At 65.4% G+C, this 26,570-nt stretch carries 25 protein-coding genes and 1 pseudogene; 24 read left to right on the top strand and 2 right to left on the bottom strand.

Annotation, left to right across the window (positions count from 1 at the left end; genetic code table 11):
- The first annotated feature begins 74 nt into the window (after positions 1 to 74).
- Positions 75 to 1,691 carry a GMC family oxidoreductase gene (locus tag AC1Q6Z_RS12490; RefSeq protein WP_492648043.1) on the top strand — a complete coding sequence of 539 codons (1,617 nt, stop codon included), beginning with the start codon at positions 75 to 77 and terminating at the stop codon, positions 1,689 to 1,691.
- On the opposite strand, the gene pdxR is transcribed toward AC1Q6Z_RS12490, so the two are convergent.
- Entirely contained in the window at positions 1,688 to 3,205 is a 1,518-nt protein-coding gene (gene pdxR / locus AC1Q6Z_RS12485; protein ID WP_492648042.1) for a MocR-like pyridoxine biosynthesis transcription factor PdxR, read from the bottom strand. The two genes, AC1Q6Z_RS12490 and pdxR, sit on opposite strands and share 4 nt — an antisense overlap.
- Before the next feature lie 172 nt (positions 3,206 to 3,377).
- Between pdxR and AC1Q6Z_RS12480 the strand changes: the two genes are divergently transcribed.
- The 6 genes from AC1Q6Z_RS12480 (at position 3,378) to AC1Q6Z_RS12455 (ending at position 10,144) form a co-directional block, all read left to right on the top strand.
- A complete protein-coding gene (locus tag AC1Q6Z_RS12480; protein WP_492648041.1) occupies positions 3,378 to 4,481 on the top strand; it encodes a mandelate racemase/muconate lactonizing enzyme family protein in 1,104 nt (367 codons plus the stop codon).
- A 1-nt stretch (position 4,482) separates the two neighbouring features.
- Positions 4,483 to 5,970 carry an aldehyde dehydrogenase family protein gene (locus AC1Q6Z_RS12475; protein WP_492648040.1) on the top strand — a complete coding sequence of 496 codons (1,488 nt, stop codon included), beginning with the start codon at positions 4,483 to 4,485 and terminating at the stop codon, positions 5,968 to 5,970.
- A 183-nt stretch (positions 5,971 to 6,153) separates the two neighbouring features.
- A complete protein-coding gene (locus AC1Q6Z_RS12470) occupies positions 6,154 to 7,230 on the top strand; it encodes an extracellular solute-binding protein (RefSeq protein WP_256116462.1) in 1,077 nt (358 codons plus the stop codon).
- Between the two features lie 96 nt (positions 7,231 to 7,326).
- Positions 7,327 to 8,400, top strand: a complete 1,074-nt coding sequence (locus AC1Q6Z_RS12465) for an ABC transporter ATP-binding protein (RefSeq protein WP_492648039.1) — start codon at positions 7,327 to 7,329, stop codon at positions 8,398 to 8,400.
- 5 nt (positions 8,401 to 8,405) lie between these two features.
- Entirely contained in the window at positions 8,406 to 9,275 is an 870-nt protein-coding gene (locus AC1Q6Z_RS12460) for an ABC transporter permease (protein WP_256116460.1), read from the top strand.
- A gap of 2 nt (positions 9,276 to 9,277) precedes the next feature.
- Positions 9,278 to 10,144, top strand: coding sequence for an ABC transporter permease (locus tag AC1Q6Z_RS12455; protein WP_256116459.1), 867 nt, complete (start codon positions 9,278 to 9,280; stop codon positions 10,142 to 10,144).
- Between the two features lie 3 nt (positions 10,145 to 10,147).
- Here AC1Q6Z_RS12455 and AC1Q6Z_RS12450 read toward each other — a convergent pair whose 3' ends face one another.
- Positions 10,148 to 11,536 (bottom strand): S8 family serine peptidase, encoded by a 1,389-nt coding sequence (locus AC1Q6Z_RS12450; RefSeq protein WP_492648038.1) that lies wholly within the window; start codon positions 11,534 to 11,536, stop codon positions 10,148 to 10,150.
- 99 nt (positions 11,537 to 11,635) lie between these two features.
- Here AC1Q6Z_RS12450 and AC1Q6Z_RS12445 point away from each other — a divergent pair, with 99 nt between their 5' ends.
- From AC1Q6Z_RS12445 to AC1Q6Z_RS12365, 17 genes and pseudogenes are all read left to right on the top strand, one after another.
- Positions 11,636 to 12,178 (top strand): RNA polymerase sigma factor, encoded by a 543-nt coding sequence (locus tag AC1Q6Z_RS12445; protein WP_064329375.1) that lies wholly within the window; start codon positions 11,636 to 11,638, stop codon positions 12,176 to 12,178.
- Positions 12,175 to 12,900: an anti-sigma factor family protein gene (locus tag AC1Q6Z_RS12440; RefSeq protein ID WP_492648037.1), complete on the top strand. Its 726-nt coding sequence runs from the start codon at positions 12,175 to 12,177 to the stop codon at positions 12,898 to 12,900. The genes AC1Q6Z_RS12445 and AC1Q6Z_RS12440 overlap by 4 nt, the downstream gene beginning before the upstream one ends.
- 130 nt (positions 12,901 to 13,030) lie before the next feature.
- Positions 13,031 to 13,663 carry a TetR/AcrR family transcriptional regulator gene (locus tag AC1Q6Z_RS12435; protein ID WP_492648036.1) on the top strand — a complete coding sequence of 211 codons (633 nt, stop codon included), beginning with the start codon at positions 13,031 to 13,033 and terminating at the stop codon, positions 13,661 to 13,663.
- A gap of 1 nt (position 13,664) precedes the next feature.
- On the top strand, positions 13,665 to 14,201 hold the full coding sequence (locus AC1Q6Z_RS12430; RefSeq protein WP_492648035.1) for a GFA family protein: 537 nt from the start codon (positions 13,665 to 13,667) through the stop codon (positions 14,199 to 14,201).
- Positions 14,202 to 14,256: 55 nt separating this feature from the next.
- Positions 14,257 to 14,487, top strand: a pseudogene (locus AC1Q6Z_RS12425) (DUF6958 family protein); the annotation flags it as partial.
- An 85-nt stretch (positions 14,488 to 14,572) separates the two neighbouring features.
- Positions 14,573 to 15,289: a DUF6065 family protein gene (locus tag AC1Q6Z_RS12420; RefSeq protein WP_492648034.1), complete on the top strand. Its 717-nt coding sequence runs from the start codon at positions 14,573 to 14,575 to the stop codon at positions 15,287 to 15,289.
- A gap of 178 nt (positions 15,290 to 15,467) precedes the next feature.
- Positions 15,468 to 15,839, top strand: a complete 372-nt coding sequence (locus tag AC1Q6Z_RS12415; protein ID WP_492648033.1) for a hypothetical protein — start codon at positions 15,468 to 15,470, stop codon at positions 15,837 to 15,839.
- 96 nt (positions 15,840 to 15,935) lie between these two features.
- Positions 15,936 to 17,351, top strand: coding sequence for an SLC13 family permease (locus tag AC1Q6Z_RS12410; protein WP_492648032.1), 1,416 nt, complete (start codon positions 15,936 to 15,938; stop codon positions 17,349 to 17,351).
- Positions 17,352 to 17,497: 146 nt separating this feature from the next.
- On the top strand, positions 17,498 to 18,673 hold the full coding sequence (locus tag AC1Q6Z_RS12405; protein WP_492648031.1) for a glycerate kinase family protein: 1,176 nt from the start codon (positions 17,498 to 17,500) through the stop codon (positions 18,671 to 18,673).
- A gap of 103 nt (positions 18,674 to 18,776) precedes the next feature.
- Positions 18,777 to 20,045 carry an ABC transporter substrate-binding protein gene (locus AC1Q6Z_RS12400; RefSeq protein ID WP_492648030.1) on the top strand — a complete coding sequence of 423 codons (1,269 nt, stop codon included), beginning with the start codon at positions 18,777 to 18,779 and terminating at the stop codon, positions 20,043 to 20,045.
- 28 nt (positions 20,046 to 20,073) lie between these two features.
- A complete protein-coding gene (locus AC1Q6Z_RS12395; RefSeq protein WP_492648029.1) occupies positions 20,074 to 20,949 on the top strand; it encodes a sugar phosphate isomerase/epimerase family protein in 876 nt (291 codons plus the stop codon).
- Positions 20,946 to 21,731, top strand: a complete 786-nt coding sequence (locus AC1Q6Z_RS12390; protein ID WP_492648028.1) for a 6-phosphogluconolactonase — start codon at positions 20,946 to 20,948, stop codon at positions 21,729 to 21,731. The genes AC1Q6Z_RS12395 and AC1Q6Z_RS12390 overlap by 4 nt, the downstream gene beginning before the upstream one ends.
- Positions 21,728 to 22,651 carry an ROK family protein gene (locus tag AC1Q6Z_RS12385; protein ID WP_492648027.1) on the top strand — a complete coding sequence of 308 codons (924 nt, stop codon included), beginning with the start codon at positions 21,728 to 21,730 and terminating at the stop codon, positions 22,649 to 22,651. The genes AC1Q6Z_RS12390 and AC1Q6Z_RS12385 overlap by 4 nt, the downstream gene beginning before the upstream one ends.
- Complete coding sequence (locus AC1Q6Z_RS12380; protein ID WP_492648026.1) at positions 22,648 to 23,721, top strand: ABC transporter ATP-binding protein; 1,074 nt, start codon at positions 22,648 to 22,650, stop codon at positions 23,719 to 23,721. Before AC1Q6Z_RS12385 ends, AC1Q6Z_RS12380 begins: the two co-directional genes overlap by 4 nt.
- Before the next feature lies 1 nt (position 23,722).
- Complete coding sequence (locus tag AC1Q6Z_RS12375; protein WP_319314358.1) at positions 23,723 to 24,625, top strand: carbohydrate ABC transporter permease; 903 nt, start codon at positions 23,723 to 23,725, stop codon at positions 24,623 to 24,625.
- 1 nt (position 24,626) lies between these two features.
- On the top strand, positions 24,627 to 25,466 hold the full coding sequence (locus AC1Q6Z_RS12370) for a carbohydrate ABC transporter permease (protein WP_492648025.1): 840 nt from the start codon (positions 24,627 to 24,629) through the stop codon (positions 25,464 to 25,466).
- Between the two features lie 14 nt (positions 25,467 to 25,480).
- A complete protein-coding gene (locus tag AC1Q6Z_RS12365; protein WP_492648024.1) occupies positions 25,481 to 26,566 on the top strand; it encodes a Gfo/Idh/MocA family protein in 1,086 nt (361 codons plus the stop codon).
- Positions 26,567 to 26,570: the final 4 nt, after the last annotated feature.

The raw sequence follows: 26,570 nt of genomic DNA, 5'->3' as shown, positions 1-26,570 counted from the left end.
GGACGCTGACGCAAAGGCCAATTCCGATATAGCAATAGGCTTGGACATCGCATGGCGGGAGACCTGGCAGGGACATGGAAGACTTCGACTACGTGATCGTCGGCGCGGGATCGGCGGGCTGCGTGCTGGCGAACCGGCTTTCGGAAAACGGCACATACCGCGTGGCCCTGCTGGAGGCCGGCGGCAGCGATCTGAATTTCTGGGTGCGCATGCCGATCGGCTACGGCAAGGCCTTCTACCACAACACCTTGAACTGGAAGTACCTGACCGAACCGGTGCCGGGCATCGCCGACCGCCAGAGCTATTGGCCGCGCGGAAAGGTGCTTGGCGGGTCGAGCTCGATCAATGCCATGGTGTTCATCCGCGGCCAGGCGCAGGATTTTGATGGATGGCGCGCGCTCGGCAATCCGGGCTGGGGCTATGACGACGTGCTGCCGGTCTTCAAGCGCATGGAAGACAATGTCGCCGGTGCCGATTCCTGGCGCGGCGCGGGCGGACCGGTGACGGTCAGCAACATCGAGAAGGTCGTGCATCCGCTTTGTGAAAATTACCTCGCCGGCGGCATCGAGGCGGGGCTCGTGCGCAACCCGGATTTCAACGGCGCGACGCAGGAAGGCATCGGCATCTACCAGATCACCACGCGCAATGGTTTTCGCTGCTCGACCGCGACCGCCTATCTGGCGCCCGTCCGCGACCGGGAGAACCTGCATGTGATCAAGGCCGCGCATGTCACGCATGTGCTGTTCGAGGGTCGCCGCGCGAAGGGCGTCGAATACCGACGGGGCAACGAAATCCGCCAGATCCGTGCGCGCCGCGAGGTGATCCTCTCCGCCGGCGCCGTCAACACGCCGCAGATCCTCCAGCTTTCCGGCATCGGCGAGCCGGCGATGCTCAAACGCCACGGCATCGCGGTCGTGCATGCGGCCGACCAGGTGGGTCGCAACCTGCAGGACCATATCGGCTTCGACCACCTCTATGCGAGCCAGCGTCCGACGCTGAACGACGTGCTGCGGCCCTGGTGGGGCCGGCTTGCGGTGGGGCTTCGGTACGTGCTGACCCGTAGCGGCCCACTGTCGCTCAGCGTCAACCAGGGCGGCGGCTTCTTCCGCACCAGCCCTGAGCGCACGCGGCCGAACATGCAGCTCTATTTCTCGCCCGTCAGCTATACGCGGGCGATCCCCGGCCGGCGGGCGCTGATGAGCCCGGACCCGTTCTCCGGCTTTCTCGTCGGTGTCTCCAATTGTCACCCGACCAGCCGCGGAGCGTTGGGCATCCGCTCCGCCGATCCCTTCGCCGCACCCGAAATCCGGCCGAATTATCTTTCGACGGACGAGGATGTGCAGGAACTGCTGGAAGCCGCGCATTTCCTGCGGCGGCTGGCCGGGACCGGGCCGATGCGCGAGATCATCAAGCACGAGATCAAGCCCGGCGCCGACATCACCAGCGACGAGGATCTTGTCGCGGACATCCGCCAGCGCTCCGGCTCGGTGTTCCACCCCTGCGGCACCTGCGCCATGGGGCCGGAGCCGGCGACATCGGTGGTCGATCCGCGCCTGCGGGTGCATGGCGTCGATGGACTGCGCGTCGTCGACGCCTCGATCTTCCCGCGTATCACCGCCGGCAACATCAACGCACCGACGATCATGGTCGGCGAAAAGGGCGCCGACCTCATCCTCGCAGCCGCCCGCTAGGCAGTCAGGCGGCCCTTCGCCTGTTCCTTGCGCATGTCCTTGAGGGTCAGCGCCAGCGTCTCCGCAGCACTTGCGATCATGCGCGGCGGCGCGGAGCTGAAGCCGAGGATCAGGCCGCGCTGGCTGACCGGGGTGATCGCAAAGCGGCTGATCGGCGAGACGAGCACGTTGCGCTCAGCGGCGCGGCGGGCGACCGCCAGTTCGTCGAAATCCGGCGCGAGGCGCCCGACCGTATGGAAACCCGTCTCGGTCGGCGCGACCTCCAGCATGCCGCCAAGGTGTTTTTCAGCACCGTCGAGCAGCGCCTGGAGCCGTTCGGCATAGACGCGGCGCATGCGCCGGATGTGGCTGGAAAAATGCCCGCACTCGATGAAATTCGCGACGACCGATTGCAGGCTGGCGGCCGAGCCCTGCAACGTCGCCCCGGCGATCCGGTAGAAGATATCGACCAGTTCCGGCGGCGCCACGACGTAGCCGAGGCGAAGGGCGGCGAACAGAGTCTTCGAAAAACTGCCGACATAGATGACGCGGCCGGACGTATCGACGCTCTTCAGCGTCGGCGGCGGATGGCCGGCATAGTGGAATTCTCCGACATAATCGTCCTCGATGATCCAGGCCCCCGCCCGCTCCGCCGCGCGCAAAAGCTCGAAGCGGCGCTGGAGGCTCATCGTCACGCCGAGCGGATGCTGATGCGCGGGCGTGACGAAGGCGAGGCGGAAATCCGGCGCGACCTCCAGCCCCTCGGCGACGTTGATGCCCTCCTCGTCGATGCTGAGCGGCACGAGTTTCGCGCCCGACGAGATCAGGCTGTTCCTCGCGCCGATCGCGCCGGGATTCTCGATCCAGACCGTATCGCCGGGATCGAGCAGTGTGTTGCCGATGCGGTTGAAGGCATCCTGCGCGCCGTTGAAGATGAAGACCTGTTCGGGCTCGCAGGTGATGCCACGATTGGCGCGCAGGTGCATCGCCACGGCGCGGCGCAGCTCCATCAGCCCTTCCGGCGGCGGGTAACCCAGCAACAGGTTGCGCGGCTGGCGCCAGTAGCGTGTCACCAGGCTGGCCCAGAGCGCCATCGGGAATTCGTCGAAGGCCGGGATGCCGGTGATGAAGGGCCGCGGGTTTTCCGGATGCGCCAAGCGGGGAAAATAATGCTCCGACGCATCGGCGCTGAGCTGCGCCAGGCGCGGCGGGCTGCGGATCTCCTCCGGACTGCTCTTCGGCGGCGCGACCGGCCGGCCATCGCGAAGCGTATCGGCGACATAGGCCCCGGCGCCGATGCTGGAGCGTATCAGCCCCTCGGCGGCGAGCTGCTCGTAGACGCTGATCGCAGTGGTGCGCGAGACCGCGTGGTCCTTCGCGAGCGTCCGGCTGGACGGCAGGCGCTCGCCCGGTGGGAGCTCGCCCGACAGGATCATTTCCCGGAGCGCCGAGCAGAGCTGCGTGCTGATCGGCGTGCGGGACGTGCGGTCGAAATGCAACGACGGCAGCAGCGCCCCGCCCGGATACTTCACCATGTCCCACTCCCGCCCTGTCGTCCGCCCGCAATAATGGTCCGCTACATAAAGCAAAGTGGACCTTACCGCTCAAAGACTTTGCGATGATTGTCATACCAATTCGCGGCGTCAAGTGGCCATCCACATTACGCCATCCGCCAGCCAGATTGGCCCAGGGACACGTTAGAGCGTCATGAAGATCAAGCGCATCGAGACCTTCTGCAACCGGTATGTCGGCTTCGTCCGGGTGACCGACGAGACCGGTGCGACCGGCTGGGGCCAGGTTTCGACCTACAATTCCGACATCACATCCGAAGTCCTGCACCGCCAGGTCGCGCCCTATACGGTGGGCGCCGAAATCATCGACCTGGACGACCATCTCGACCGCATCTTCGAGCGCGAGCACAAGTTTCCGGGCTCCTATCTCTACCGCGCCATGTGCGGCCTCGACACCGCGATCTGGGACCTGCGCGGCAAACACGCCGGCAAGCCGGTGGCGGCGCTGCTCGGCGGTTCCGCCGGCCCGCTGCGCGCCTATGCCTCCTCGATGAAGCGCGACATCACGCCGGCCGACGAGGCCGAGCGCTTCAGGCGGCTGCGCGGCGAATACGGGTTTGATGCCTTCAAATTCCGCGTCGGCGCGGAGTGCGGCCGCAACCAGGACGAATGGCCGGGCCGCACCGAAGAGATCATCCCGACGATCGCCAAAGCGGTCGGCGAAAGCGCCGCCCTGCTGGCCGACGCCAATTCCTGCTATTCGCCAGCGCGCGCCATCGAGGTCGGGAAGATCATGCAGGACAACGGCCTCGTGCATTACGAGGAGCCCTGCCCCTATTGGGAGCTCGAACAGACGAAGGAAGTCACCGAGGCGCTCGATATGGACGTGACAGGCGGCGAGCAGGATTGCGACCTGCCGACCTGGCGTCGCATGATCGAGATGCGGGCGGTCGATGTCGTGCAGCCCGACATCTGCTATCTCGGCGGCATCAGCCGCACGCTGCGCGTCGCGCGCATGGCGGAGGCGGCCGGAATTCCGGTTACGCCGCACGCCGCCAACCTCTCCATGGTGACGCTCTTCACCATGCATCTGCTGCGCGCCATCCCGAATGCCGGCAAATATCTCGAATTCTCGATCGAGGGCGAGGATTATTACCCCTGGCAGGACGGCCTGTTCCGCAAGTCGCCCTATGACATCGTCGACGGCAAGGCGACCGTGACGGACGAACCCGGCTGGGGCGTGGAAATCGATCCGGAATGGCTCGCCAAGTCGAGCTACCAGGCAAGCGAGGCGAACTGACATGAGCACCGAAACCCTCGTCAGCGAGTATTTTTCGACCGGCACGCTCACCGGCCTGCCCGCCGGCCATTTCATCGACGGCGCCTTCGTGGCCGCCGCGGGCAACCGCACGATGGAGACCTTCGACCCCGGCTCCGCCCGCGCCTTCCATGCCTTTGCCGCCGGTGACGGAAGCGACGTCGACCGCGCCGTCGCTGCCGCCCGCAAGGCGCAGCGCGACTGGGGACGCACCAAGGCGGGCGTCCGCGGCGCAATCTTGTTCCGTGCAGCGCAGATCATCCGGGCGGAAGCCGCACGGCTTGCCGTGGTGGAAAGCCTCGACAGCGGCAAGGCCTTGCAGGAAGCGGAAGGCGACGTCGCGGGCGCGGCGCGCTGCTTCGAATATTATGCCGGCGCCGCCGACAAGATCCAGGGCGACACCTTCCCGCTCGGCACCGACTATATCGGTTATTCGATCGAGGAACCGGTCGGCGTCACCGGCCATATCATCCCGTGGAACTATCCGCTGTCGACAGCGGCCCGCAGCATCGCGCCCGCACTTGCCGCAGGCTGCACCGTGGTCGCCAAACCGGCGGAACAGACGCCGCTGACGGCACTGATGCTCGCAGACATCCTCCACCGTGCCGGTGTTCCCGCCGGCGTGTGCAACGTCGTTACCGGCACCGGCGCTGAAGCTGGCGGACCGCTGGTGTCGCACCCGGATGTCCGGCACGTTACCTTCACCGGTTCCGTGCCGACGGGCATCCGGGTCATGCAATCGGCTGCCGTCAACGTCACCAGCGTCGTGCTCGAACTCGGCGGCAAGTCGCCGGTCATCGTCATGGCCGATGCAGACCTCGATGCCGCCGTCGAAGGCGTGCTCGGCGCGATCTACGAGAATGCCGGGCAGATCTGCTCGGCCGGCTCCCGCCTCGTCGTCGAGCGCGGGGTGCATGCGGAACTGGTCGAGCGCATCGCGGCGCGCGCCGGCGCCCTGAAAATCGGCCATGGCCTGCGCCGGCCACAGGTCGGAGCACTGAGTTCCGCCGCCCATCTCGACAAGGTCGCCGGTTATGTAGACGGGGCACGCGAGCGCGGCATCACTGTCGCCGCCGGTGGCCGTCGCGCAGTGGATCAGGAGAGCGGCACGGGCTGGTTCTTCGAGCCGACCATTCTCGATGCCGTCAAGGCGGACGACCCGGTCATCCAGGAAGAGATTTTCGGGCCGGTGCTCTCCGTGCAGGTCGTGGACGGTGAAGAGGAAGCGGTCGCCATCGCCAACGGCACCGATTTCGGCCTCGTCGCCGGCATCTATACCCGCGATTTCGGTCGCGCCCACCGCATGGCGCGCGATATCGACGTCGGCCAGATCTTCATCAACGAATATTTTGCCGGCGGCATCGAGGTGCCTTTCGGCGGCAACAAGCTGTCGGGTTTCGGCCGCGAAAAGGGCTTTGCGGCGCTCAAGAGCTACACGCGGACCAAGAGCCTGGCGGCGAAGATAAGCTGAACGTCATAATGGTCTTACGGCAAGGAGATAATGGACCTTTCGGGGAAGCCAATCTCACTCTTTGATGCCAACGGCTAAAAAATCGGGAATCGAGCGCCATCGTCGGGAGTGAGATGGTCCTCAGCAGAAAAGAACGCCGGAAAAACGGCGACTTTCAACAGCCAAATGGAAGAGGAGAACAGCATGAAAACCAAATTCGCGCTCGCCGCGACGACGGCGCTTGCCCTGCTCGTCGCAAGCACCGCAGCCCAGGCCGAAACCCTGCGACTGCTCACCTGGGGCGGTTACGCGCCCGACAACGTCATCAAGCTCTTCGAGGAAGCGAACCCCGACATCACCGTCGAGGTGACGCTTTCCAACAACGAGGAAATGGTCGCGAAGCTCCGCGCCACCGGCGGCGCCGGCTACGACCTCGCCCAGCCGAGCCATGACCGCATCTTCGCGGCCCAGCAGGAATACAACATCTACAAGCCGCTCGACCTGTCGAAGATCGACACGGCTTCGCTCGCGCCGAACCTTCTCGAAGGCGTGAAGGCCAATGCGACCATCGACGGCGCGCTCTATGCCGTACCGCACCAGTGGGGCACGTCCGGCATCGTCGCCGACGTTTCCAAGGCGCCGGACGTCAAGGGCTGGGGCGACCTCTGCAACCCGGAATACAAGGGCCGCACCTCCATGCGCCTGCGCCGTACCATCCTGCTCGGCACGGCCTTCGCGCTCGGCAAGGACCCCTTCGCGCTCTACGGCGACAAGGCGGCCTACCAGACGATGCTCGACGAGGTGACGGAAAAGCTGATTTCCTGCAAGGACAACGTCAAGACCTACTGGAACGGCGGCGACGACCTGTCGACGCTCTTGCTCTCCGGCGAAGTCGTCGTCTCGGAAGCCTGGGATTCGACTGCCTTCAAGCTCTACGGCCAGAACAAGAACCTGGTCTACGTGCCGCCGGAAACCGGTGCGCTCGCCTGGATCGACACCTTCGTCATCCCGCGCAAGGGCGAGGCTGACGACGCCGCCTACAAGTGGATCAACTTCGTCATGAAGCCCGAGATCGTCAAGCTGATGTCGGACTCCACCGGCGCGATCGCCGCCGTCAGCAACGGCATCGACCTGCTGCCGGACGACAAGAAGGCCGCCGTGCAGGCCGCCTTCGACGAAAAGGATCTGGCGAACCTGAAATTCTTCGCCAACATCCCGGCAGGGCTTGAAGACATGGAAGGCAAGGCGCTCGAGCGCATCAAGGCCGCCACGTCGAACTGATCCGTCCCAGGACATGACGCCAGCCGGTCGGGAGCCTTCCCTCGGCCGGCTGGCTTCAGAATAAGCCGCAATGCGGCTCTGATTTGCGAGCACTCCATGCACGACCTTCAATGCGAAAGCCTGAGCAAGCGCTTCGGGGCCTATACCGCCGTCAACAGCGTGTCCTTCAACGTTCCGCGCGGTTCGTTCTTCTCCATTCTCGGGCCATCGGGCTGCGGCAAGACCACGCTGATGCGCATGATCGCCGGCTTCGAGGAGCCGACGAGCGGCGACATTCGCATCAAGGGCAAATCCGTGCTCTCGACGCCGCCGAACAAGCGCCCCGTCAAGATGGTGTTCCAGCATCTCGCCCTCTTCCCGATGATGAATGTCGGCGAGAACATCGCCTATGGCCTGCGCTGCCGCGGTGAGAACAAGGCCGACATCACCCGCAAGGTGGCGGCCGTGCTCGACCGCGTCGGCCTGCCCGGCACGGAGGAAAAGCAGGTCGCCCAGCTTTCCGGCGGCCAGAAACAGCGCATCGCGATCGCCCGCTGCATGGTGCTGGAGCCGGACGTGCTGTTGCTCGACGAGCCGCTCGGCGCGCTGGACCTCAAGCTGCGCGAGCGCATGAAGATCGAGCTGAAGCAATTGCAGCACCAGTTCGAGACGACCTTCCTCTACATTACCCACGACCAGTCGGAAGCCCTGCTGATGTCGGACAATGTGGCGGTGATGAATGCCGGCCAGTTCGAGCAGATCGGCTCGCCGCAGGAACTCTACAACGATCCGAAGACCGGCTTCGTCGCCGGCTTCGTCGGCGACAGCAACCGCTGGCCGGGCCGCGCCGTTTCGGTTTCGGACGGCAAGGTGCGCGTGGCGCTCGACGGCGGCGGCGAGGCGATCGCGCAGGCGGGCGACGACCGGATTGCGGCCGGCAGCGCGGTCGAGCTGTTCGTGCGGCCCGAAGTGCTTTCGGTCGGTGCGGGCAGCGAGAACCGGCTGGCGGGCACCGTCGAAAGCCTGCTCTTCAACGGCGCCAGCAGCCGCATCCTCGTGCGCAGCCAGGGCGGCAACCTCGTCGAGGTCGGCCAGGCCGTGATGGACGGCACCGGCCGCATCGTGCCGGGTGCGGCCGTCGATATCGGCTGGAGCCACAGCCACGGTCGCTGCTTCAGCGTGTCGAGGTGACGGCGATGCCACGCACGGACATCGGAAAACTCTCCTTCATCCTGCTCTTCGCCCCCTTCGCGCTGTGGATCGTGCTTTTGATCATCCTGCCACAGCTCGGCATCGGCTATATTTCGCTGCGGGAAAAAGTAGGGCCGGGCGAATACACCTTCGGGCTCGCCAACTACGCCGCCTTCGTCAGCGAGCCGATCTACTGGAACACGCTGCTTCGCACCGCCTGGATGTCGATCCTCGTCACGGTCATGGCGCTCATCATCGGCTTTCCCGTCGCCTACTACATCGCCAAGATCGCGCAGCGCCGCTCGCGCGCCGCGCTCTTCCTGATGTGCCTCATCCCGCTCTGGGTGAGCGACCTCGTGCGCGCCTTCGGCTGGATCGTCATCCTGCGCGAAACCGGTCTCGTCTCGTCCTTCCTGCAGAAGATCGGCCTGATCAGCGGCCCGGTGGAATTTCTCTATAACGACGCCACGGTGGTGATGGGCCTCGTCTACACGGTCGTGCTGTTCATGATCGTGCCGCTCGTCTCGACGCTCGACGGCATGGACAATTCGCTGATCGAGGCCGGCTACAATCTCGGCGGCAGCCGGCTCACGGTCTTCCGCCGCATCGTCGTGCCCTATGCGATGCCGGGCATCGTCGCCGGCTGCATCATCGTCTTCATGTTGACGGCCGGCAGTTATCTCACGCCGATCCTGCTCGGCGGCAAGAACAGCATGTGGTTCACCGAGCAGATCTACGAGCAGTTCGTGACGCGGTACAACTGGGAGTCCGGCGCGACCTTCGGCGTGCTGCTGCTCGTCTTCACCTCGTTCGTCGTCTGGCTCGGCCTGCGGCTGACCGGCCAGAACCTCGCCTCCACCGTCGCAAAGGACTGAGCATGAACGTCGCGGCTCCCCAATCGTCCTTCCTCCGGTGGGTCTATCGCTTCTATATGCTGGCGTTCCTCGTCTATCTGGCGGCACCGCTCTTTGCCGCCGGCATGTTCGCCTTCAACGATTCGATGTTCCCCGCTCTGCCCTGGAACGGTTTTACGCTCGACTGGTTCTTCAGCAGCACCGAGCCGAAGATCGGCATGTTCCATGACCGGCGCCTGCTGCGCGGCTTGCAGAATTCGCTGATCATCGGCGTCGCCGTCTCCGCACTCGCGGTCGCCGCCGGCACCTGCAACGCCTTCCTGTTCGAGCGCAAGCAGTTCCCCGGCAAGAACATCTTCTACATCATGATGATCGTGCCGCTGGTCATTCCCGGCGTCATCCTCGGCATCTCGATCCTCGTCTTCGCCAGCATGATCGCCAACGGCCTCGAAGAAACTTTCGGCATCGAATGGGACTTCCTGCGCCCCGGCATTTTCCTCGTCATCCTCGGCCAGTTCTCGTTCCTGACGACAATCACATCGCTGGTGATCGGCGCCCGGCTCCGGAAATTCGACATCGCGCTCGAAGAAGCCGCCCTCAATCTCGGCGCCACGCGGCTGCGCGTGCTGATGACCGTGACGCTGCCCTATCTGATGCCCGCCCTGTTCTCCGCCTTCGTCGTCGCCTTCCTCGTCTCCTTCGAGAACTTCAACACGACGCTGATGCTGGTCGGCTCTGACGCGCCGCTGACCATCACCATGTACGACCGCATGGTGAAGGTCGGCTCGACGCCGGTGCTGAACGCCGTCTCGTTCTTCCTGATGGTGGGATCGGGCCTGCTCGCGCTGCTGAGCGTGGTGGTGCAGCGCGGCGGCAACAAGGAGGCCTGAGCGTCAGCCGCTGCCGCAAAGCGCGCGGGCATTAAGCAGGCCCCAGCCGTAGACGGCGTCCTTGCCGGGTTTGCCGATGTCTTCGGCGGATTTCATCAGTTCCGCCTCGACCTCCTGCGGCGAGAGGCCGGGCTTTTCCGCAAGCAGGATGGAGACGGCAGCCGTCACAAAGGGTGCGGCGAAGGACGTGCCGCTCTTCTGCCGGGCGCCGGAAATCGACGCCGCCGTCCACACGCCGACGCCGGGAGCAGCGATATCGATATGGTCCCCACGCACCGCCCGGCGATAGGGGTTGCGCGCCTTGTCCACGGCCGTCACCGCGATTACGTCCTCGTAGGCGGCGGGATAGACAGGCTTGGCATTCGGCCCGTCATTGCCGGCGGCGGCGACGAGGATCGTCCCCCGGTCGGCGGCGGCCTCGACGGCGCGCTTCAGGATCTGGTTCTCCGGCCCCGTCAGGCTCAGGTTGACGACCTTGATGTCGCGGCCGATCAACAGGTCGAGCGCGCGCACGAGGTCGTAGACATTGGCGATGTCGGTGGATTTGCGGAAGCGCTGGAAAGCATCGACGGCGACAAGCTCCGCGCCCGGCAACAGGCCCGGCACGCGGCTGCCCGGCGCGCCGACCAGAAGGGCCGCCACGGCCGTGCCATGCTGTTCGCCCGAGGGTGCGCCGTCGCCATCGCCGAGGTCGAGAACCTCCAGCCGAGCATTGGCGAGAACCGTATGCTTGGCATTGATCGCCGTGTCGATGAGGCCGATGCGCTGCGGCTTCAAGCAGGCCACACCGCTTCCCGCCTCGCCGGTCGGCCAGCCGACCATGTGGCGCACCAGCGCGCAGCCTTCCCGCACGCAGGCGGCTTTGTCCCCGGCCTGCGGCTGGTAGAAATGGTTGAAATCCACCGTCGCCGAGGCGCTGCGAGCGGAGACGGCGGCGCGCACCGCATCGAGCGTCATGCCCTGCGGGACGATGAGGCGTACCATTTCGCCGCCGATGAGCGCGATCTCGACCCGGTCGTCCACGACGAAACCGTCCTGCGCCAGGCCGGCAATGGCATCGTCGTCAAGGCCGGTCGCGACGATTTCGTTCGGCGCCCGGTCCGGCACCGCCACCACGGCACGGCGCACAGGCGCACGCCGCACCTCGCGCGGTGGCCAGCGGAACAGCGAGCGCAGGTCGCCCCGCGCTTTCGGCTGCCATTCGCCGCCGCGACCGCCACGGCTGCTGCCGCCATCATCGTCGTCCCCGCCATCATCATCGTCGTCGGCGAGCACCACGGCGACGCCGGGAGCAAAGCCGCGCTCCGGCGCAGGCAGCGCCACCGTGCCGGCCAGGGTCATGGCCACGAGGAGGGAGAGGCTTCCGGAGAGGGCTGCAAGGCGGCTCGGCATGGTCGTTCTCCATGGTCGATCGGTGGGGCGGATCGGTGACTGGTATCCTGACATACGTTTGACTCGACAGCTTATTCCATGGCGTGCCAAAGAAATCGCATGACGAATGACATGCCGACGGTGCCGGAACGGCTGGTGGCCTTCCTGCCGAACCTCAGACGCTTCGCGATCTCGCTCTGCCGGTCGCGGGAGCTCGCCGACGATCTGGTGCAGGCGGCCTGCGAGCGCGCCATCCTCGCCGCCGACAGTTTTGCGCCGGAGAGCCGCTTCGATGCCTGGATGTTCCGCATCCTGCGCAACCTGTGGATCGACCACCTGCGCCGGCTGAAGACCGCCGGCCCGCATGACGACATCGACGAGGCGCGCGACGTCTCCGTGCCCTCCGGCGAGGCCGCCGCCCATGCCCGCATGGATCTGGCCGAGGTGACCATCGCCCTCCAGAAGCTGCCGGACGAGCAGCGCGAAGTGCTGGTGCTGGTCTGCGTCGAGGAGTTCAGCTACCGCGATGCGGCCGAGGTTCTCGCCATCCCGATCGGCACCGTAATGAGCCGTCTTGCCCGCGCGCGAAAAAATCTGATGGAGCTGACGGGAATAAGTTTTGGCGAGAGACGTTCGCCCGATACGAAAGGCGGCGTTTCATGAACAAAGACGAATTCGACGACGAGACATTGATGGCCTTCGCCGATGGCGAGCTGGACGAGGCGCGAAGCCTCGCGCTGGAAGAGGCGCTTGCGATAGACGAGGCGCTGGCCGAACGGCTGGCCGTCTTCCTCGACAGCCGCCGGCTGGTGGGCGACGCGCTGAAACCACTGATCGACGAGCCGGTGCCGGAAGCGCTGCTGGCCTCAGTGCGCAAGATGGCGGAGGAGGCGCAGGCGCCCCGGGACAATATCGTCTCCTTCCGTCCGAAACCGCGACAGGCGGCGCAGCCGACGGTGCGGCGCTGGCTCATGCCGGTTGCGGCCAGTCTCGTGGCGGTGGTGACAGGTGTCATCGGTTTCACGCTCGGCCGCATGGGGCCGTCCGCAACGGATTCCGGCGCCGAGATCGCCGCCGCCCTCGACCGCGAGGTTTCCGGCAGGGACGTGACGCTTTCGGGCGCGGTGCTGCATGTCGTCGCCTCGTTCCGCGACGAGCGCGGCGAACTCTGCCGCGAATACGAGCTGAAACAGCAGGCGAGCAGCACGCTAACCGTCGCCTGCCGCCAGAACGGCGCCTGGGCGACGCGGCTGGCGCTGACGACCCCGCAGGTCGAAGGCTACGTGCCCGCCTCCTCGCAGGAGACCATCGACGCCTATCTGACGTCTATCCAGGCCGGCGCCCCGCTTTCCGCCGAAGAGGAGCGCAAGGCGCTCGCACCTTAAACTCGATACAACGTGCTGAACCGGCTTCCTTCGAGGCCGGTTCAGCACCGTTTGCTTCCAGCCCAAACGTGCAAATAGGTTGACATCAATTCACACTTGACACATACCGACTGTATGGTATGTTTTCCGCATGTCCAGACCGACCAAACAATCGCCCGAACGCGGCAATGCGCGGATCCGCCTCCTGGAGGCCGCACGCGACATCATTCGCGAAAAGGGGTTTGCCGCGACCACCATCGAGGACATGTGCAAGGCCGCCGATGTCACCAAGGGCGCTTTCTTCCATCACTTCGGGAGCAAGGAGGCTCTCGGGGTCGCGGCCGCGGAGTTCTGGGGCGAGACGACGTCGGCCTATTTCGCCGCCGCCCCCTATCACGGCCCAAGCGAGCCGCTGGCGCGGGTGCTCGCTTATGTCGCCTTCCGCAAGGCGATCATTGCTGGCGAATTGCAGGAGTTCACCTGCCTCGTCGGCACGATGGCACAGGAGGTTTTTGTGAGCGCGCCCGACATTCGCGATGCCTGCGGGCGCAGCATGTTCGGGCACACGGCAACGCTGGAGGCCGATATCGAGATGGCGCGGCGCGAGCGCGGCATCACGGCGACCGACTGGACGGCCGAGAGCCTCGCGCGCCACACGCAGGCCGTTCTCCAGGGCGGCTTCATCCTGGCGAAGGCGGCCAACGACCCCGCACTCGCCCGCGAAAGCCTCGACCATCTGGAGCGCTACATTCGATACCTGTTCAACGTCACGGAGGATGACTGAGATGCGCAGAACAACCCAGATCGGCTGCGCCTGTGGCCAGACGCGCCTTGAAGTGCAGGGAAGCCCGATCCTGGTTTCCGAATGCCTGTGCAACAGCTGCCGGGCCGCCGCCGGTAGGCTCGCGACGCTTCCCGGCGCGAAGAACACGCTGACCAGCTACCACGCGACACCAGCCGCGGAATACCGCAAGGATCGGGTCCGCATCCTGGCGGGCGCTGAAAACCTCAAGGAATTCCGTCTCTCCCCCACCGCCGGCTCGCGGCGCGTCGTCGCCACCTGCTGCAACACGCCCATGTTCCTGGAGATGAAGGGCGCATACTGGCTGAGCCTCTACCTGCACCTCTGGCCGGAAGCCCAGAGACCGAAGGCGGAGCTGCGCACCATGACGAGCGACCTCGCCGATCGCTCCGGCCTGCCCGCCGACATTCCCAACCTCAAGACCCACACGGTCGCCTTTTACGGAAAGCTCCTGGCGGCCTGGATCGCCATGGGCTTCCGCAATCCGAAAATCGCTGTCGGGGGGACGATCGATGTCTGACAAGATTGGAGTCGAGAACACCAACACGCCCGGCCGCACCTAACGGCTCGACCGCACGAAATATATGGCGATGCGCGCGGCACTACTTGCCGCCCTGCCGGACATCGCACCGGGCATGACGGTCGCGCAGGCGCAGGAGGCTCTGCTGCCGCACCTCTCGGAGACGGATTTTCCGGAGCGGCAGAAGGCGGGCTGGTGGATGAAGGCCGTGCAGCTCGACCTTGAGGCCAAGGGCATCATCAAGCGCGCGCCGAAGCGGCCGGTCCAACTCTACCGGGTGACCTGACGCCCGGCCAAAAATTTTTCGCACCGCCGGGAATAGGTTTCGTCCATCGCCGTTCTTCTCGCATCGATTGATGAGGAGAACAGCGATGGCCCTGGCCCTTCTGAAGAAACCGCAGCCCCGGTTGACCTTTCTCTGCCGCAAGGAGGACGAGGGCGTGATCCCCGCCCCCGTGCGCGCCAAGACGGCGCTACCCGACTGGTTCCGCAAATTGCCCGCGATCGACGAGACGCAGGTCTCGCCCACCAACAGCGGCATCACCGTAAAGCGCTGCATGCCCTTCCTCGACGCCATGGCCGCCGGCTGGGTGATCGGCCTTGCGGCAAGCGTGCGCATGGAAATCTCCGATGGCGGCAAGACGGTCGATTGCGGCTGGGATTTCGACCGCACGCTGGTCAGCAACCATGCCAGCCACCAGGTCGCCGGCAATCCGCGCGAGCCGCTGCCACCCTGCAAGTTCCACAATTACTGGACCATCCGCACGCCGCCCGGCTGGAGCTGCCTGTTCGTGCCGCCGCTCAACCGGCCGAACGGCGTCTTCGAGGTCGTCGCCGGCGTGGTCGATACCGATACCTACCAGTCGGAAATCCACTTCCCCTTCTTCGCCATCGGCGAGGACGGCCTGCATATGCTGGAACGCGGCACGCCGATCGTGCAGGTCATCCCCTTCCGCCGCGATGCCTCCGATCTCGACGCGGACATTCGTGCGGAAAACCCGGTAGAGGGCACCGTGCGCAAGACGATCCTGCGCAAGACGCTCGCCGCCGACGGTTGGTATCGCAAGTTCGCCCGCGCCCAGCGATAGGCTCTGAGCCGGATACATCGCCTTGGCCGTCGCTGCGCCCCGCAGCGGCGGCGATGCCGCATGCGTCTTAGGAATAGGCTATCACATTGAAATTATTTCTGTTTTATCGGGAATAAGATTTACGCACCGCCGTTTCTCCCTCGCAGCCAACGAGGCTGTCACTCAAAGGAGAAACACCATGAAGAAGGTCATCGCAATCCTGAGCGCATTCCTGGTGGTCGGCGCCGCAGCCCCCGCGCCCGCCGTCGCCGACGACCCGGTTTACCGCTTCCTGCAGAAGATGACGCGCACCAGCAAGGCGAGCCAGGCGCGCTACGGCCGCGACCGCGACGACGACCGTCGTGGCAGCTGGAGCTCGAACCGCAACTCCAACAGCTCGTCGAATTCCTCGCGGAATTCCAACTCGAACCGGAACTCCAACTCGAATTCCAACTCCAATTCGAATTCGAATTCCAACAGTAACAGCAATTCCAACTCGAACTCCAATTCGAACAGCAACTCGAATTCGAACTCGAACGGTTCGTCGAACTCGTCGTCCGACAACGATTGAGCCGCAGCCTGAAAGACCGAAAGGAGGGCGATCGTGGCCCTTTATGCAATCGCCCCTCCCGGACCCCACGCCGATCGGCGTGGGGAACCGTCCCCGATGCTGGAGCCGAGCATGCCGCTCGCCCGCGTGAAACAGATCGTCGCGGCGATCGTGCTCGCCTTCAGCGCCATGCTGATCTTCCTCACGATCGACGGCCTCACCCTCAACATGCGGCTGACACTCGCCGTCTTCGTGGCGACGATCACCGCCTGGACAATCCTCGACCTGCCGGATACGCCCGTGGCGCTGGCGGGTGCAGCACTCCTGCCGGTCGTCGGCGCGATCGACGAGGACGTGCTCTACCGCTCGCTCGGCAACGATATCGTCTGGCTGATGCTGGCGGCCTTCGTCGTGGCCGGCGTGCTGCGGCAGGTCGGCGTGATCGAGCAGATCATTCGCCGGCTGCTTGCCCGGCTTACCACCGTGCAGGGCCTGTTCTGGGCGCTGACGCTCCTGATCTTCGCCACCGCCTTCATCATCCCCTCGACATCGGCGCGCGCCGCCATGCTGGCGCCGGTCTATCTCGGCCTTGCTGCGGCGATCGGCCATGCGCGGGTCAACCGCGCCCTGGCGCTGCTTTTTCCCTCGGTCATCCTGCTTTCCGCCGGCGCATCACTGATCGGTGCGGGCGCCCATCTCGTCGCGGCCGGCATGATGGAGCGCCTGCGCGGCCAAAGCCCCGATTTCCTCGGCTGGATCGCGCTCGCCGGCCCCTTCTCGCTGCTGTGCTCGCTCTTCGCCTGCGCCGTGCTGCTACGACTTTTCCTCACCCGTGAGGAACGTACGATGGCGATCGCGGCGCGCAGCCCCGATGAGACCCCCACCCCGCTGACGCGCCAGCAATGGACCGTGCTCGCCATCACCGGCGCGATGATCCTGCTCTTCGCGGCCCAACCCCTGCACGGCATCGGCATGCCGCTCATCGGCATCGCCGCCGCCCTGCTGCTGGCGACCGAGCGGGTCTCCCGCCTGCCGCTGAAGGCCGCTCTCAAGGGCGTGGAATGGAACCTGCTGCTGTTCCTCGCCGGCACGCTCGTCATCGGCGAGGCGCTGTTGGCGACCGGCACGGCGCAGGTGCTGGCCGAGCGGGTGGTCGGCCTCGCCGGCGAAAGCATCGCGGCCTGGCCCGCGCTCGTCATCGGGTTTGCCGCCATCGTGGCGACGCTCTCCCACCTCGTCATCACCTCGCGCACGGCGCGGGCGACCGTGCTCATTCCCGCCCTTGCCCTGCCGCTCGCCGCCCTCGGCGTCGATCCGCTCAACCTCGTGATGGTCGTGACGCTAGCGAGCGGCTTCTGCCAGACGCTGATGGTCTCCGCCAAGCCGGTGGCGCTGTTCGGCGCGATGGACCCGCCGCCCTTCGGTCAGGCCGACCTGTTGCGGCTCGCCATGGTGCTGGTCGTGCCCTTCGTGGTGCTGCTCATCGTCTTCGCCACGCTCGTCTGGCCGCTGCAAGGCTTGCCCCTGCGCTGAACCGCGCACACCGAAAAGAAAACGGCCGCCAAGCGCGGCCTCTTTTTATTTAGCCGACTAAATTTATTTTCATTCTGGCGGAATAGATACCGAGCCATCCCGTTCCTCCCCTGTCACATGATTGTCATAGTAAAAGGAACATCCCCATGTCTTTCACGGTTCTCGTCGCCCCCTCCGGTTTCAAGGAGAGCCTCTCGGCCGATCAGGCAGCGGATTGCATCGAAAGCGGCGTCAAGCGCGCCTTCCCCGGGGCCACCGTCTTGAAGGCGCCGATGGTCGATGGCGGAGAGGGTTTTACCAAGGCCCTCGTCAAGGCGACCGGCGACGTGCTGCATCATCTGACGGTCACCGGCCCCGTCAATGATCCGGTCGAAGCGCATTTCGGCTTCCTCGGTGGTTGCAGCGAGCCGACCGCCGTCATCGAGATGGCGGCCGCGGCAGGCCTCAGACTGGTTCCGCGCGACCGGCGCAATCCCTGCCTGACGACGAGCTATGGCGTCGGCGAACTGGTGCGCGCGGCGCTCGACCGGGGTGCACGCCGCATCCTGCTCGGCTGCGGCGACAGCGGCATCAACGATGGCGGCGCCGGCATGGCCGAAGCGCTCGGCATCCGGCTGCTTGACGAAGAAGGCGACCTCCTGCCCCGTGGCGGTGCCGCGCTCGCCCGCCTCGCCGCCATCGATATCAGCGGCCGCGATCCGCGCCTTAACCGCGTGCGCATCGATGCCGCCGTCAACTGGCACAATGTACTGCTCGGCGAACGCGGTGTCGCGCGCATCTTCGGGCCGCAGAAGGGCGCCACGCCGGCACAGGTGGAGGTCCTCGCCGCCGCCATGGAGACCTATGCCGCCGCCATCCGGCGCACGACGGGCATCGATGTCGGGCAGGCGCCCGGCTCCGGCGCATCCGGCGGGCTTGGTGCCGCGGTGCTCGGCCTCGTCGGCGGCAGGCTGCATCCGCGCTACGACATCGTCATGCAGTATCTGGAACTCGACCGGTTCATCGCTAAGGCCGATCTCGTCATCACCGCGGAAGGCAGCCTCGACGGCCAGACGCCTTTCGGCAAGGTGCCGGCCGAAGTGGCGCAGCGCGCCAAACGCGCCGGCGTGCCCGTCATCGCGCTCGCCGGCACCATCGGCAAGGGCGTGCGCCTCAATTTCGAACACGGCATCGACGCCTTCGCCTCCATCCTCAGCCGGCCCTGCTCGCTGGAAGACGCGATTTCCTCGGCGCCGAAACTGCTCGCCCGAGCAGCCGAAGATGCCGCCCGCATGGTGATGGTCGGCATGAGCCTGAAGAACCGGTTGGACGACGCCGCATAGCCCACTGAAACAACCTTCCACAGTGCAATTTCATCCACTTTACTTTACCGACCAGACGGTATAGTAATTTTGCGAACTTAACGCGGTGTGGGAGGAGAACACAGTGCATTGGGATGGATTTCTGAGAACGACGGCGCTGGCTGGCGCCGTCCTGTGGGGCGGTTCTGCGGGCGCGGCGGAAGTGTCGATCTTCTGCAGCTCGGCCGGCGCCGAACTGGAACTTTGCCAATCGGCCTCCGAGGCCTGGGCGAAGGAGACCGGCAACACGGTCAAGATCAACAAGATGCCGGCGAACTGGGGTGAGGCGCTGCCGCTCTACCAGCAACTTCTCGCCGGCAAGTCCGGGGACATCGACGTGCTGACGCTCGACAATATCTGGGTCGGCGCGCTTGCCGCCCATCTCATCGACCTCAAGGAAAAGGTGCCGGCGGAAGAGCTTGCGGCGCATTTCGATTCCGCGCTCGCCGATAGCACCATCGAGGGCAAGCTGCTCGCCATGCCCTGGTTCGTCGATGCGGGCCTGATGTTCTACCGCAAGGACCTGCTTGAAAAATACGGCAAGGCTGAACCGAAGACCTGGGCGGAACTGACCGAAACGGCCAAGTCCATCCAGGAACAGGAACGCGCCGCCGGCACCAAGGACATGTGGGGTTATGTCTGGCAGGGCCGCGCCTATGAGGGCCTGACCTGCGACGCGCTGGAATGGGTCGCCTCCTATGGCGGCGGCACTTTCATCGCGCCGGACGGCACGATCACCGCAAACAATCCGAAGGCCGTCGCGGCCCTCGACCTTGCCCGCTCGTGGATCGGCGGCATCAGCCCGGAGGGCGTGCTGAACTATGACGAGGAAGGCTCGCGCGGCGTCTTCGAGGCCGGCAATTCCGTCTTCCACCGCAACTGGGGTTATGTCTGGGGCACCAGCCAAGCCGCAGGGTCGGCGCTCGCCGGCAAGGTCGGCGTGATGGCGCTGCCGGTCGGCGCCGAGGGCGAGAAGTCGAGCGGCTGCTACGGCGCAGGCCTGCTCGGCGTGTCCAAATATGCCGAGGATACCGACGCGGCGGTGAGCCTCGTGCGCTACCTCACAGGCGCCAAGGAGCAGAAGCGCCGCGCGTTGCAAGCCTATAGCCCGACGCTGAAGGCGCTCTACCAGGACGAGGAAATCCTGAAGGCCAACCCGGCGCTGCGTTTTGCCGAAAAGGCCTATGCCGAAAGCGCCTCCCGCCCCTCGCAGGTCACCGGCGCCTCCTACAACCGTGTCTCGCAGCGCATCTTCAACGGCGTGCACAACGTGCTGAGCGGCAAGGAAGGCGCGGAAGAGGCGCTGACCAATGTCAGCAGCGATCTGGAACGGCTGAAGAAGCGCGGCTGGTAAGCCGCGCCGACCCATCGAGGACATGACAGTGAATATCGCGATCGCACCGTGCTGCTGGGGCGTCTATTGGCCCACCGGCAACGACCTCGGCTGGACCGATTATCTCGACCGCATCGTCGCGGCCGGATACCGCCACACCGAGCTTGGCCCCTACGGCTATTTTTCGACAGACCCGAAAGTGCTTTCGCACGAACTCGACCGCCGCGGCCTCTCCGTGGTCGCGGCGGCCCATGTTCACACGCTGGCGGATGCCGATACGGCCGCGGCGCTGGCGGACAAGACGCACCAGATCTGCGCCTTGCTGTCGGCCGTCGGCGGCACGCGTTTCATCCTGATGGACGAGTCCGAGTTCTATCCGAAGGACCGGATGGGCGTCGTCGATGAAGCCGGCTGGTGCAGCGTCGTCGAGTTGACCATGCTCTCCGCCGGTATCGCCCGCGAGCACGGGCTGCAATTCAGCTTCCACCCCCATGTCGGCACCTGTGTGGAGCATGAAAGCCAGATCGAGCGTCTGCTTGCCGAGACCGATCCGGCGCTGGTTGGTCTCTGCCTCGATACCGGCCACCACGCCTATTGGAAGGCAGATCCTAAGAGCTTCTTCCTGCGTCACCAAGCGCGCATCAACTCCATCCACCTGAAGAACGTCGACGGGGCGTTCCGCGAAAAGGTCCTGGCGGAAAACATCCATTGCGACCGCGCCTTCGAGGACGGCATCATGACCGATCTCGACCGTGGCGTGGTCGACATCGCCGATTTCATGGCGACGCTGTTGGCACATGGCTACGACGGCCCGCTGGTCATCGAGCAGGACCTTGCACCGAAACATCCCGAAACGCCGAAGGCGATCGCCGCGCGGAACTACCGCTTCGTCTCTTCTCTGCTTCAGGGGCAGGCCGGCCGATGAAGGTTATGATCCACAACAATCCCGAGGCGATCGGCGAACATCTCGCCACCCGCATCCTTACGGAACTTCGCGCCGCCAATGCGGCGGGCCGGCCCTATGTGCTCGGCTGCCCGGGCGGTCGCAGCCCCATGCCCGTCTATCAGGCGCTGGAACGCCAGCTTGCCGCCGACCCGATCGAATGCTCCGGGCTGATCGTCGCGATGATGGACGAATACCTGCTGTCCGGCCCCGACGGCCTCTCTCCGCCGCCGGCTTCCGCCCACTATTCCTGCCGTGGTTTTGGCGAGCGGGAAATCGTTGGCCGGATCAACCGGGCGCTGCCGGTAGAGCTGCGCATGCCGGAAGCGAACTTCCGCATGCCCTCCCTCGCCGAGCCGGAAGCCTATGACGCCGAGATCGAAAGCCTCGGTGGCATCGATCTTTTCCTGCTCGCCTCCGGCGCCGGCGATGGCCACATCGCCTTCAACCCGCCGGGTTCAACACGCGACAGCCGTTCACGCATCGTGACGCTCGCAGAGCAGACACGGCGCGACAATCTCGCGACCTTTCCGGATTTTCGCGGGCTGGACGAAGTGCCGACGCACGGCCTCACCATCGGCACCGGCTCGATCGCGAACCTCTCCAAGGCGGTCGCGATGATCGTCTGGGGCGAGGGAAAACGTGAAGCTTTCCGGCGGCTTTCGACGGTATCCGCCTACGATCCGGACTGGCCGGCGACCATCGCCGTAGAGTGCCGCAACGCTGAACTGCACGCCGACGCGGCGGCCAGGGCGGCACCATGACCCGGCACGCGATCGGTATCGATGTCGGCGGCACCAAGACGAAGGCCTGCATCGTGCGCCTCTCGGACGGCGCCGTCGTCGCCGAGCGCACGGAGGCGACGCCCTGCCAGAATGGCGGCGGCGCGGTGCTCGATCTCGTCTGCGACCTCGCGGCCGCCATGCGGGAGCGCGCGGACGGCGAGGCGCTGGAGGCCGCGGCACTCGGCATCTGCCTGCCGGAACTGGTGACGCGCGACGGCGAGCCGGCCTCGGCCTGGAATTTCGACTGGCGCGGGCTCGACTATCGCGCCCGCCTCGGCCGCGTCGGCGCCCTGCACATCGATAGCGACGTCCGCGCCGCCGCCTTCGCGGAAGGCTGGATGGGGGCCGGCCGGGGCGTCGATCCCTTCGTCTACGTCACGATTTCCACCGGCCTCTCCCATTCGCTGGTGATCGGCGGCGCGCCCTATGAAGGGGCGCGCGGCTTTGCCATCCACTTTTCCGGCAGCGATCTCGTCGCCTTCGACGGGCCGGCGCGCGACCGGCAGGTGCGGCACAATCTGGAGCTTTTCGCCGGCGGCAAGGCGCTCGGCGAGCGCTACGGCGCGCTCATCGGCCGGCCGGATGCCACCGCGCTCTCGCTGTTCGAGGCGGAGGCGCGCGATCCGCGGGCCGCGCAAATGGTGGAGAACGCGCTGCTCTCGCTCGCCTCCTATCTCGGCCAGCTCATCAACACGCTGGACCCCGCCGTGCTCGTGCTCGGCGGCGGCATCGGCAGCGATCCCGAAGTGACCCCGCGGCTTGCCGCGCTGACGCGCCAGTTCATCTGGGCCGAGGGCGCGCGCGATATGCCGATCGTGGCGAGCCTCATCGGCGACACGGCCTGCGCCATCGGCGTGGCGGCGCTGGCCCACAGGACATTCAAGATGGAACGGTCATGAGCGGTATAGATCTCATCAATGTCGTCAAACGTTTCGGCGCGCTGACCATCATCGACAAGCTCAACCTCGCGATCGCCGAGGGCGAGTTCGTCGTCTTCGTCGGGCCTTCCGGCTGCGGCAAGTCCACGCTTTTGCGCATGATCGCCGGGCTGGAGGAAATCTCCGACGGTGAGCTTCGTATCGCCGGCAACCGCATGAACGAGACGCCGCCGGCCAAGCGCAACATCGCCATGGTCTTCCAGTCCTACGCGCTCTATCCGCACATGAATGTCGAGCGCAATCTCGGCTTCGCGCTGGAAACCGCCCGGCTTCCCGCCGCCGAAATCCGCGAGCGCGTCACCAAGGCGGCAAAATTCCTCAAGATCGACCACCTGCTGGAGCGCCGGCCGGCACAGCTTTCCGGCGGCCAGCAGCAGCGCGTCGCCATCGGCCGCGCCCTCGTGCGCCAGCAAAAGCTCTTCCTCTTCGATGAACCGCTGTCCAATCTCGACGCCGACCTGCGCATGGAGATGCGCGTCGAGATCGCCCGCATCCACCGCGAGGTGAAGGCCACCACCGTCTACGTGACGCACGACCAGATGGAGGCGATGACGCTTGCCGACCGCATCGTCGTGCTGAAGGATGGCTTCATCGCCCAGATCGGCACGCCGATGGAGCTCTACGAGCGCCCGGCCAACCGCTTCGTCGCAAGCTTCATCGGCTCCCCGCGCATGAATTTTCTGCCGGGCCTGCTGGCCCGCGAAGGCGAGGATAGCGTGCTGTCGCTTTCCGGCGGACGTCACCGGCTTGCACCGCACGACTATGCCGGCGACGTCACGCTCGGCATCCGGCCCGAAGACCTGATGCTCGGCGGCGGCGAAGCGACGCTGGAGGCCGAAGTGCTGCTCGTCGAGCCGCTCGGCGGGGAATCCCTTGTCCACCTCAATGTGGGGGATGGCCGGTCCATCGTCGTCAAGGCGCAGGGCAAGCCGGATATCCGGCCCGGCGCCACGACCCTTATCGGCTGGAAACACGAGCGCGCGCATCTCTTCGGCAAGGACGACCGCGCGCTTCTTCCGGGGAGGGCCTGACATGGCGACGATGCGCATCGGCCTCAACGCGATGCGGGCGCGAACGGCCTGGCTGTTTCTCGCACCGAGCCTCGTCGTGCTCTTCGCGGTGGCACTCTGGCCGCTCGGGCGGACGTTCCTGTTCTCTTTCACCGATGCCTATCTCACCGAGCCGGACATCTACGACTACATCGGCTTCGAGAACTATTTCACCCTGTTCGAGGATCCGCTCTGGTGGCAGTCGGTGCGCAACACGCTGTTTTTTACCGTTATCTCGGTCTCGATCGAGACGGTGCTGGGGCTCGCCATCGCGCTCCTGCTGAACGCCCATATCGGCGGCCGCGGCCTGATGCGTGCGGTCATCCTCATTCCATGGTCCATCCCCGTCGTCGTCAGCGCGCGCATGTGGCAGTGGATGCTGCATGACCAGTTCGGCATTCTCAACCATGTGCTGAAGCTGATGGGGCTCATCGACAACGGCATCGCCTGGACGGCCAATCCGGATCTCGTCATGCCGGTCATCATCGCCGTCGACGTCTGGATCACCACCCCCTTCATGGTGCTGCTCATCCTTGCCGGGTTGCAGATGCTGCCCAAAAGCATCTACGAGGCCGCCTCGATCGACGGCGTGTCGGAATGGCGGCAGTTCACCGCGCTGACCCTGCCGCTGCTGGCGCCGAGCATCGCCGTCGCGGTGCTCTTCCGCCTGCTCGATGCGTTGCGCATGTTCGATCTGAGCTTCGTCCTCTCCTCGAACAGCGACGACACGAAGACCGTGTCGATCTACGCCCGCGAGGTTCTGGTCAATTTCCAGGACATGGGCGTCGGCTCGGCGGCAAGTGCGGCGATCTTCCTGATGATCGCGATCGTCACCGCGATCTACGTGACCGTCTTCCGGCTCAACCGCCGGCTCCTGGGGGTGTGACATGGTGCGCAGCAGAGCCAACAGACGCCTCCACCGCATCGCGATCTACTCGCTCTTCACCGTGGTCGCGCTCTACACGCTGTTTCCCTTCTACTGGATGATCGCCTCCTCGCTGAAATCCGGCCAGGCGATCTTCGACGTCACCTTCCTGCCGGACCTGAAGTTCAACAATTACGAGGCGATCCTGTCGGATGGCGTGTTCCTGCGCAGCCTGATGAACTCGCTGATCGTCGCCGCCTCCGTCGTGGCGCTCTCGCTGGGGCTGGCGATCGCCGCCGCCTATGCGCTCGGCCGCATCGATTTCCGCGGTCGCTCGCCGATCATGCTCCTGTTCCTCGCGGTCTCGATGTTCCCGCAGATCGCGCTGCTCTCCGGCCTCTTCGAGATGATCCGCTGGCTCAGGCTCTACAACACGCTGGGCTCGCTGATCTTCGCCTACATGATCTTCACCCTGCCCTTCAACATCTGGGTGCTGACCACCTTCATGCGCAGCCTGCCGCGGCAGATCGAGGAGGCGGCCATCATGGACGGCTGCTCGCCGCTCAGGATCGTGCGCTGCATCTTCCTGCCGATGATGGGGCCAGCGCTGATGTCGACGGGCCTGCTCGCCTTCATCGCCTCGTGGAACGAGTTCATGTTCGCGCTGACCTTCATCCTGACGGACGAGAACCGCACGGTCCCAGTCGCGATTGCCCTCATCTCCGGCTCCAGCCGCTACGAGTTCCCCTATGGCGCCATCATGGCCGCCTCGACCATCGTCACCGTGCCGCTGATCGTGCTGGCGCTCATCTTCCAGAAATACATCGTCTCCGGCCTCACGGCCGGAGCGGTCAAGGGTTAGGAAAGGTTCTTTTCATGCGTATCGTTCGTGTCGGTCTCATCGGTCTTGGCGAGGTGAGCCAGTTGATGCACCTGCCGATCCTCGCCGATCACCGCCATCTGTTCGAAGTGGCGGGCGTCTTCGACGTCTCGCCGAGCCTGACGGCCCATTGCGCCGAGCGCTATGCAACCACCCGCGCCTATGAGAGCGCCGAGGCGTTGGTCGCATCGCCGGATATCGATGCCGTCTTCATCCTGACGCCCGACCAGACGCACCGCCACTATCTCGACCTGGCGCTGAAGGCCGGCAAACATGTCTTCCTCGAAAAACCCGCCTGCCTGACGCTCGGCGAAATCGACGACGTGGCGCCGCTGGCGAAAGCGTCCGGCCTCCTCGTCTTCGTCGCCTATATGCGGCGCTATTCGCCAAGCTTCCTGAAGGCGAAGGAGATGATGCCGCCGCAGGAGGACCTGCGGTACGTGCGCGTCCGCGACCTCATCTGCGAAGGCCCGTTCTTCATCCGCCAGACCCGCAACATCTTTTATCCGCCCGATCTCGATGCCGGCTTCCTCGCGCAGTCGCGATCGGAAACCGAAGCACTGCTGTGCGACGTCGCCGGCAAGGACGCCTCCCCCAGCCTGATGCGCGCCTACCAGGTGCTGACGGGGCTCTCCTCGCACAGCCTTTCTGCCATGCGCGAGCTGATCGGCCTGCCGCAGCGCGTCATCGCCGCCCATCACAAGCAGAACGGCGAGCAGATCGTGGCGCTCTTCGACTATGGCCACTTTACCGCGATCTACGAGGCCCTGATCGACAATGTCGCGCGCTTCGACGCCCGCATCGAGGTCTACGCCGACCGCCGCCGCCTCAGCTTCGGCTACGACACGCCTTACATCCGCAACCTGCCGACCTCGCTGGAAGTGACGGATTCAACCGACACCGAGACCGAAACGCGGGTCTTCGGCCCGAACTACACCGATCCCTTCGCCATCGAGCTGCGCGCCTTCCACGATCATCTCGTGAACGGCACCACGCCGAAGACGACGCTCGACGATTCCCGCCAGGACCTCGCCCTGATGGCGGATATCGTCGGTCGCCTGCGCGAGAGTTCGCAGCTATAGCGGG

It is taken from the genome of Shinella sp. GW835-FHT14H05 (assembly GCF_058793575.1).
This window is presented reverse-complemented; position numbering and strand designations above follow the sequence as displayed.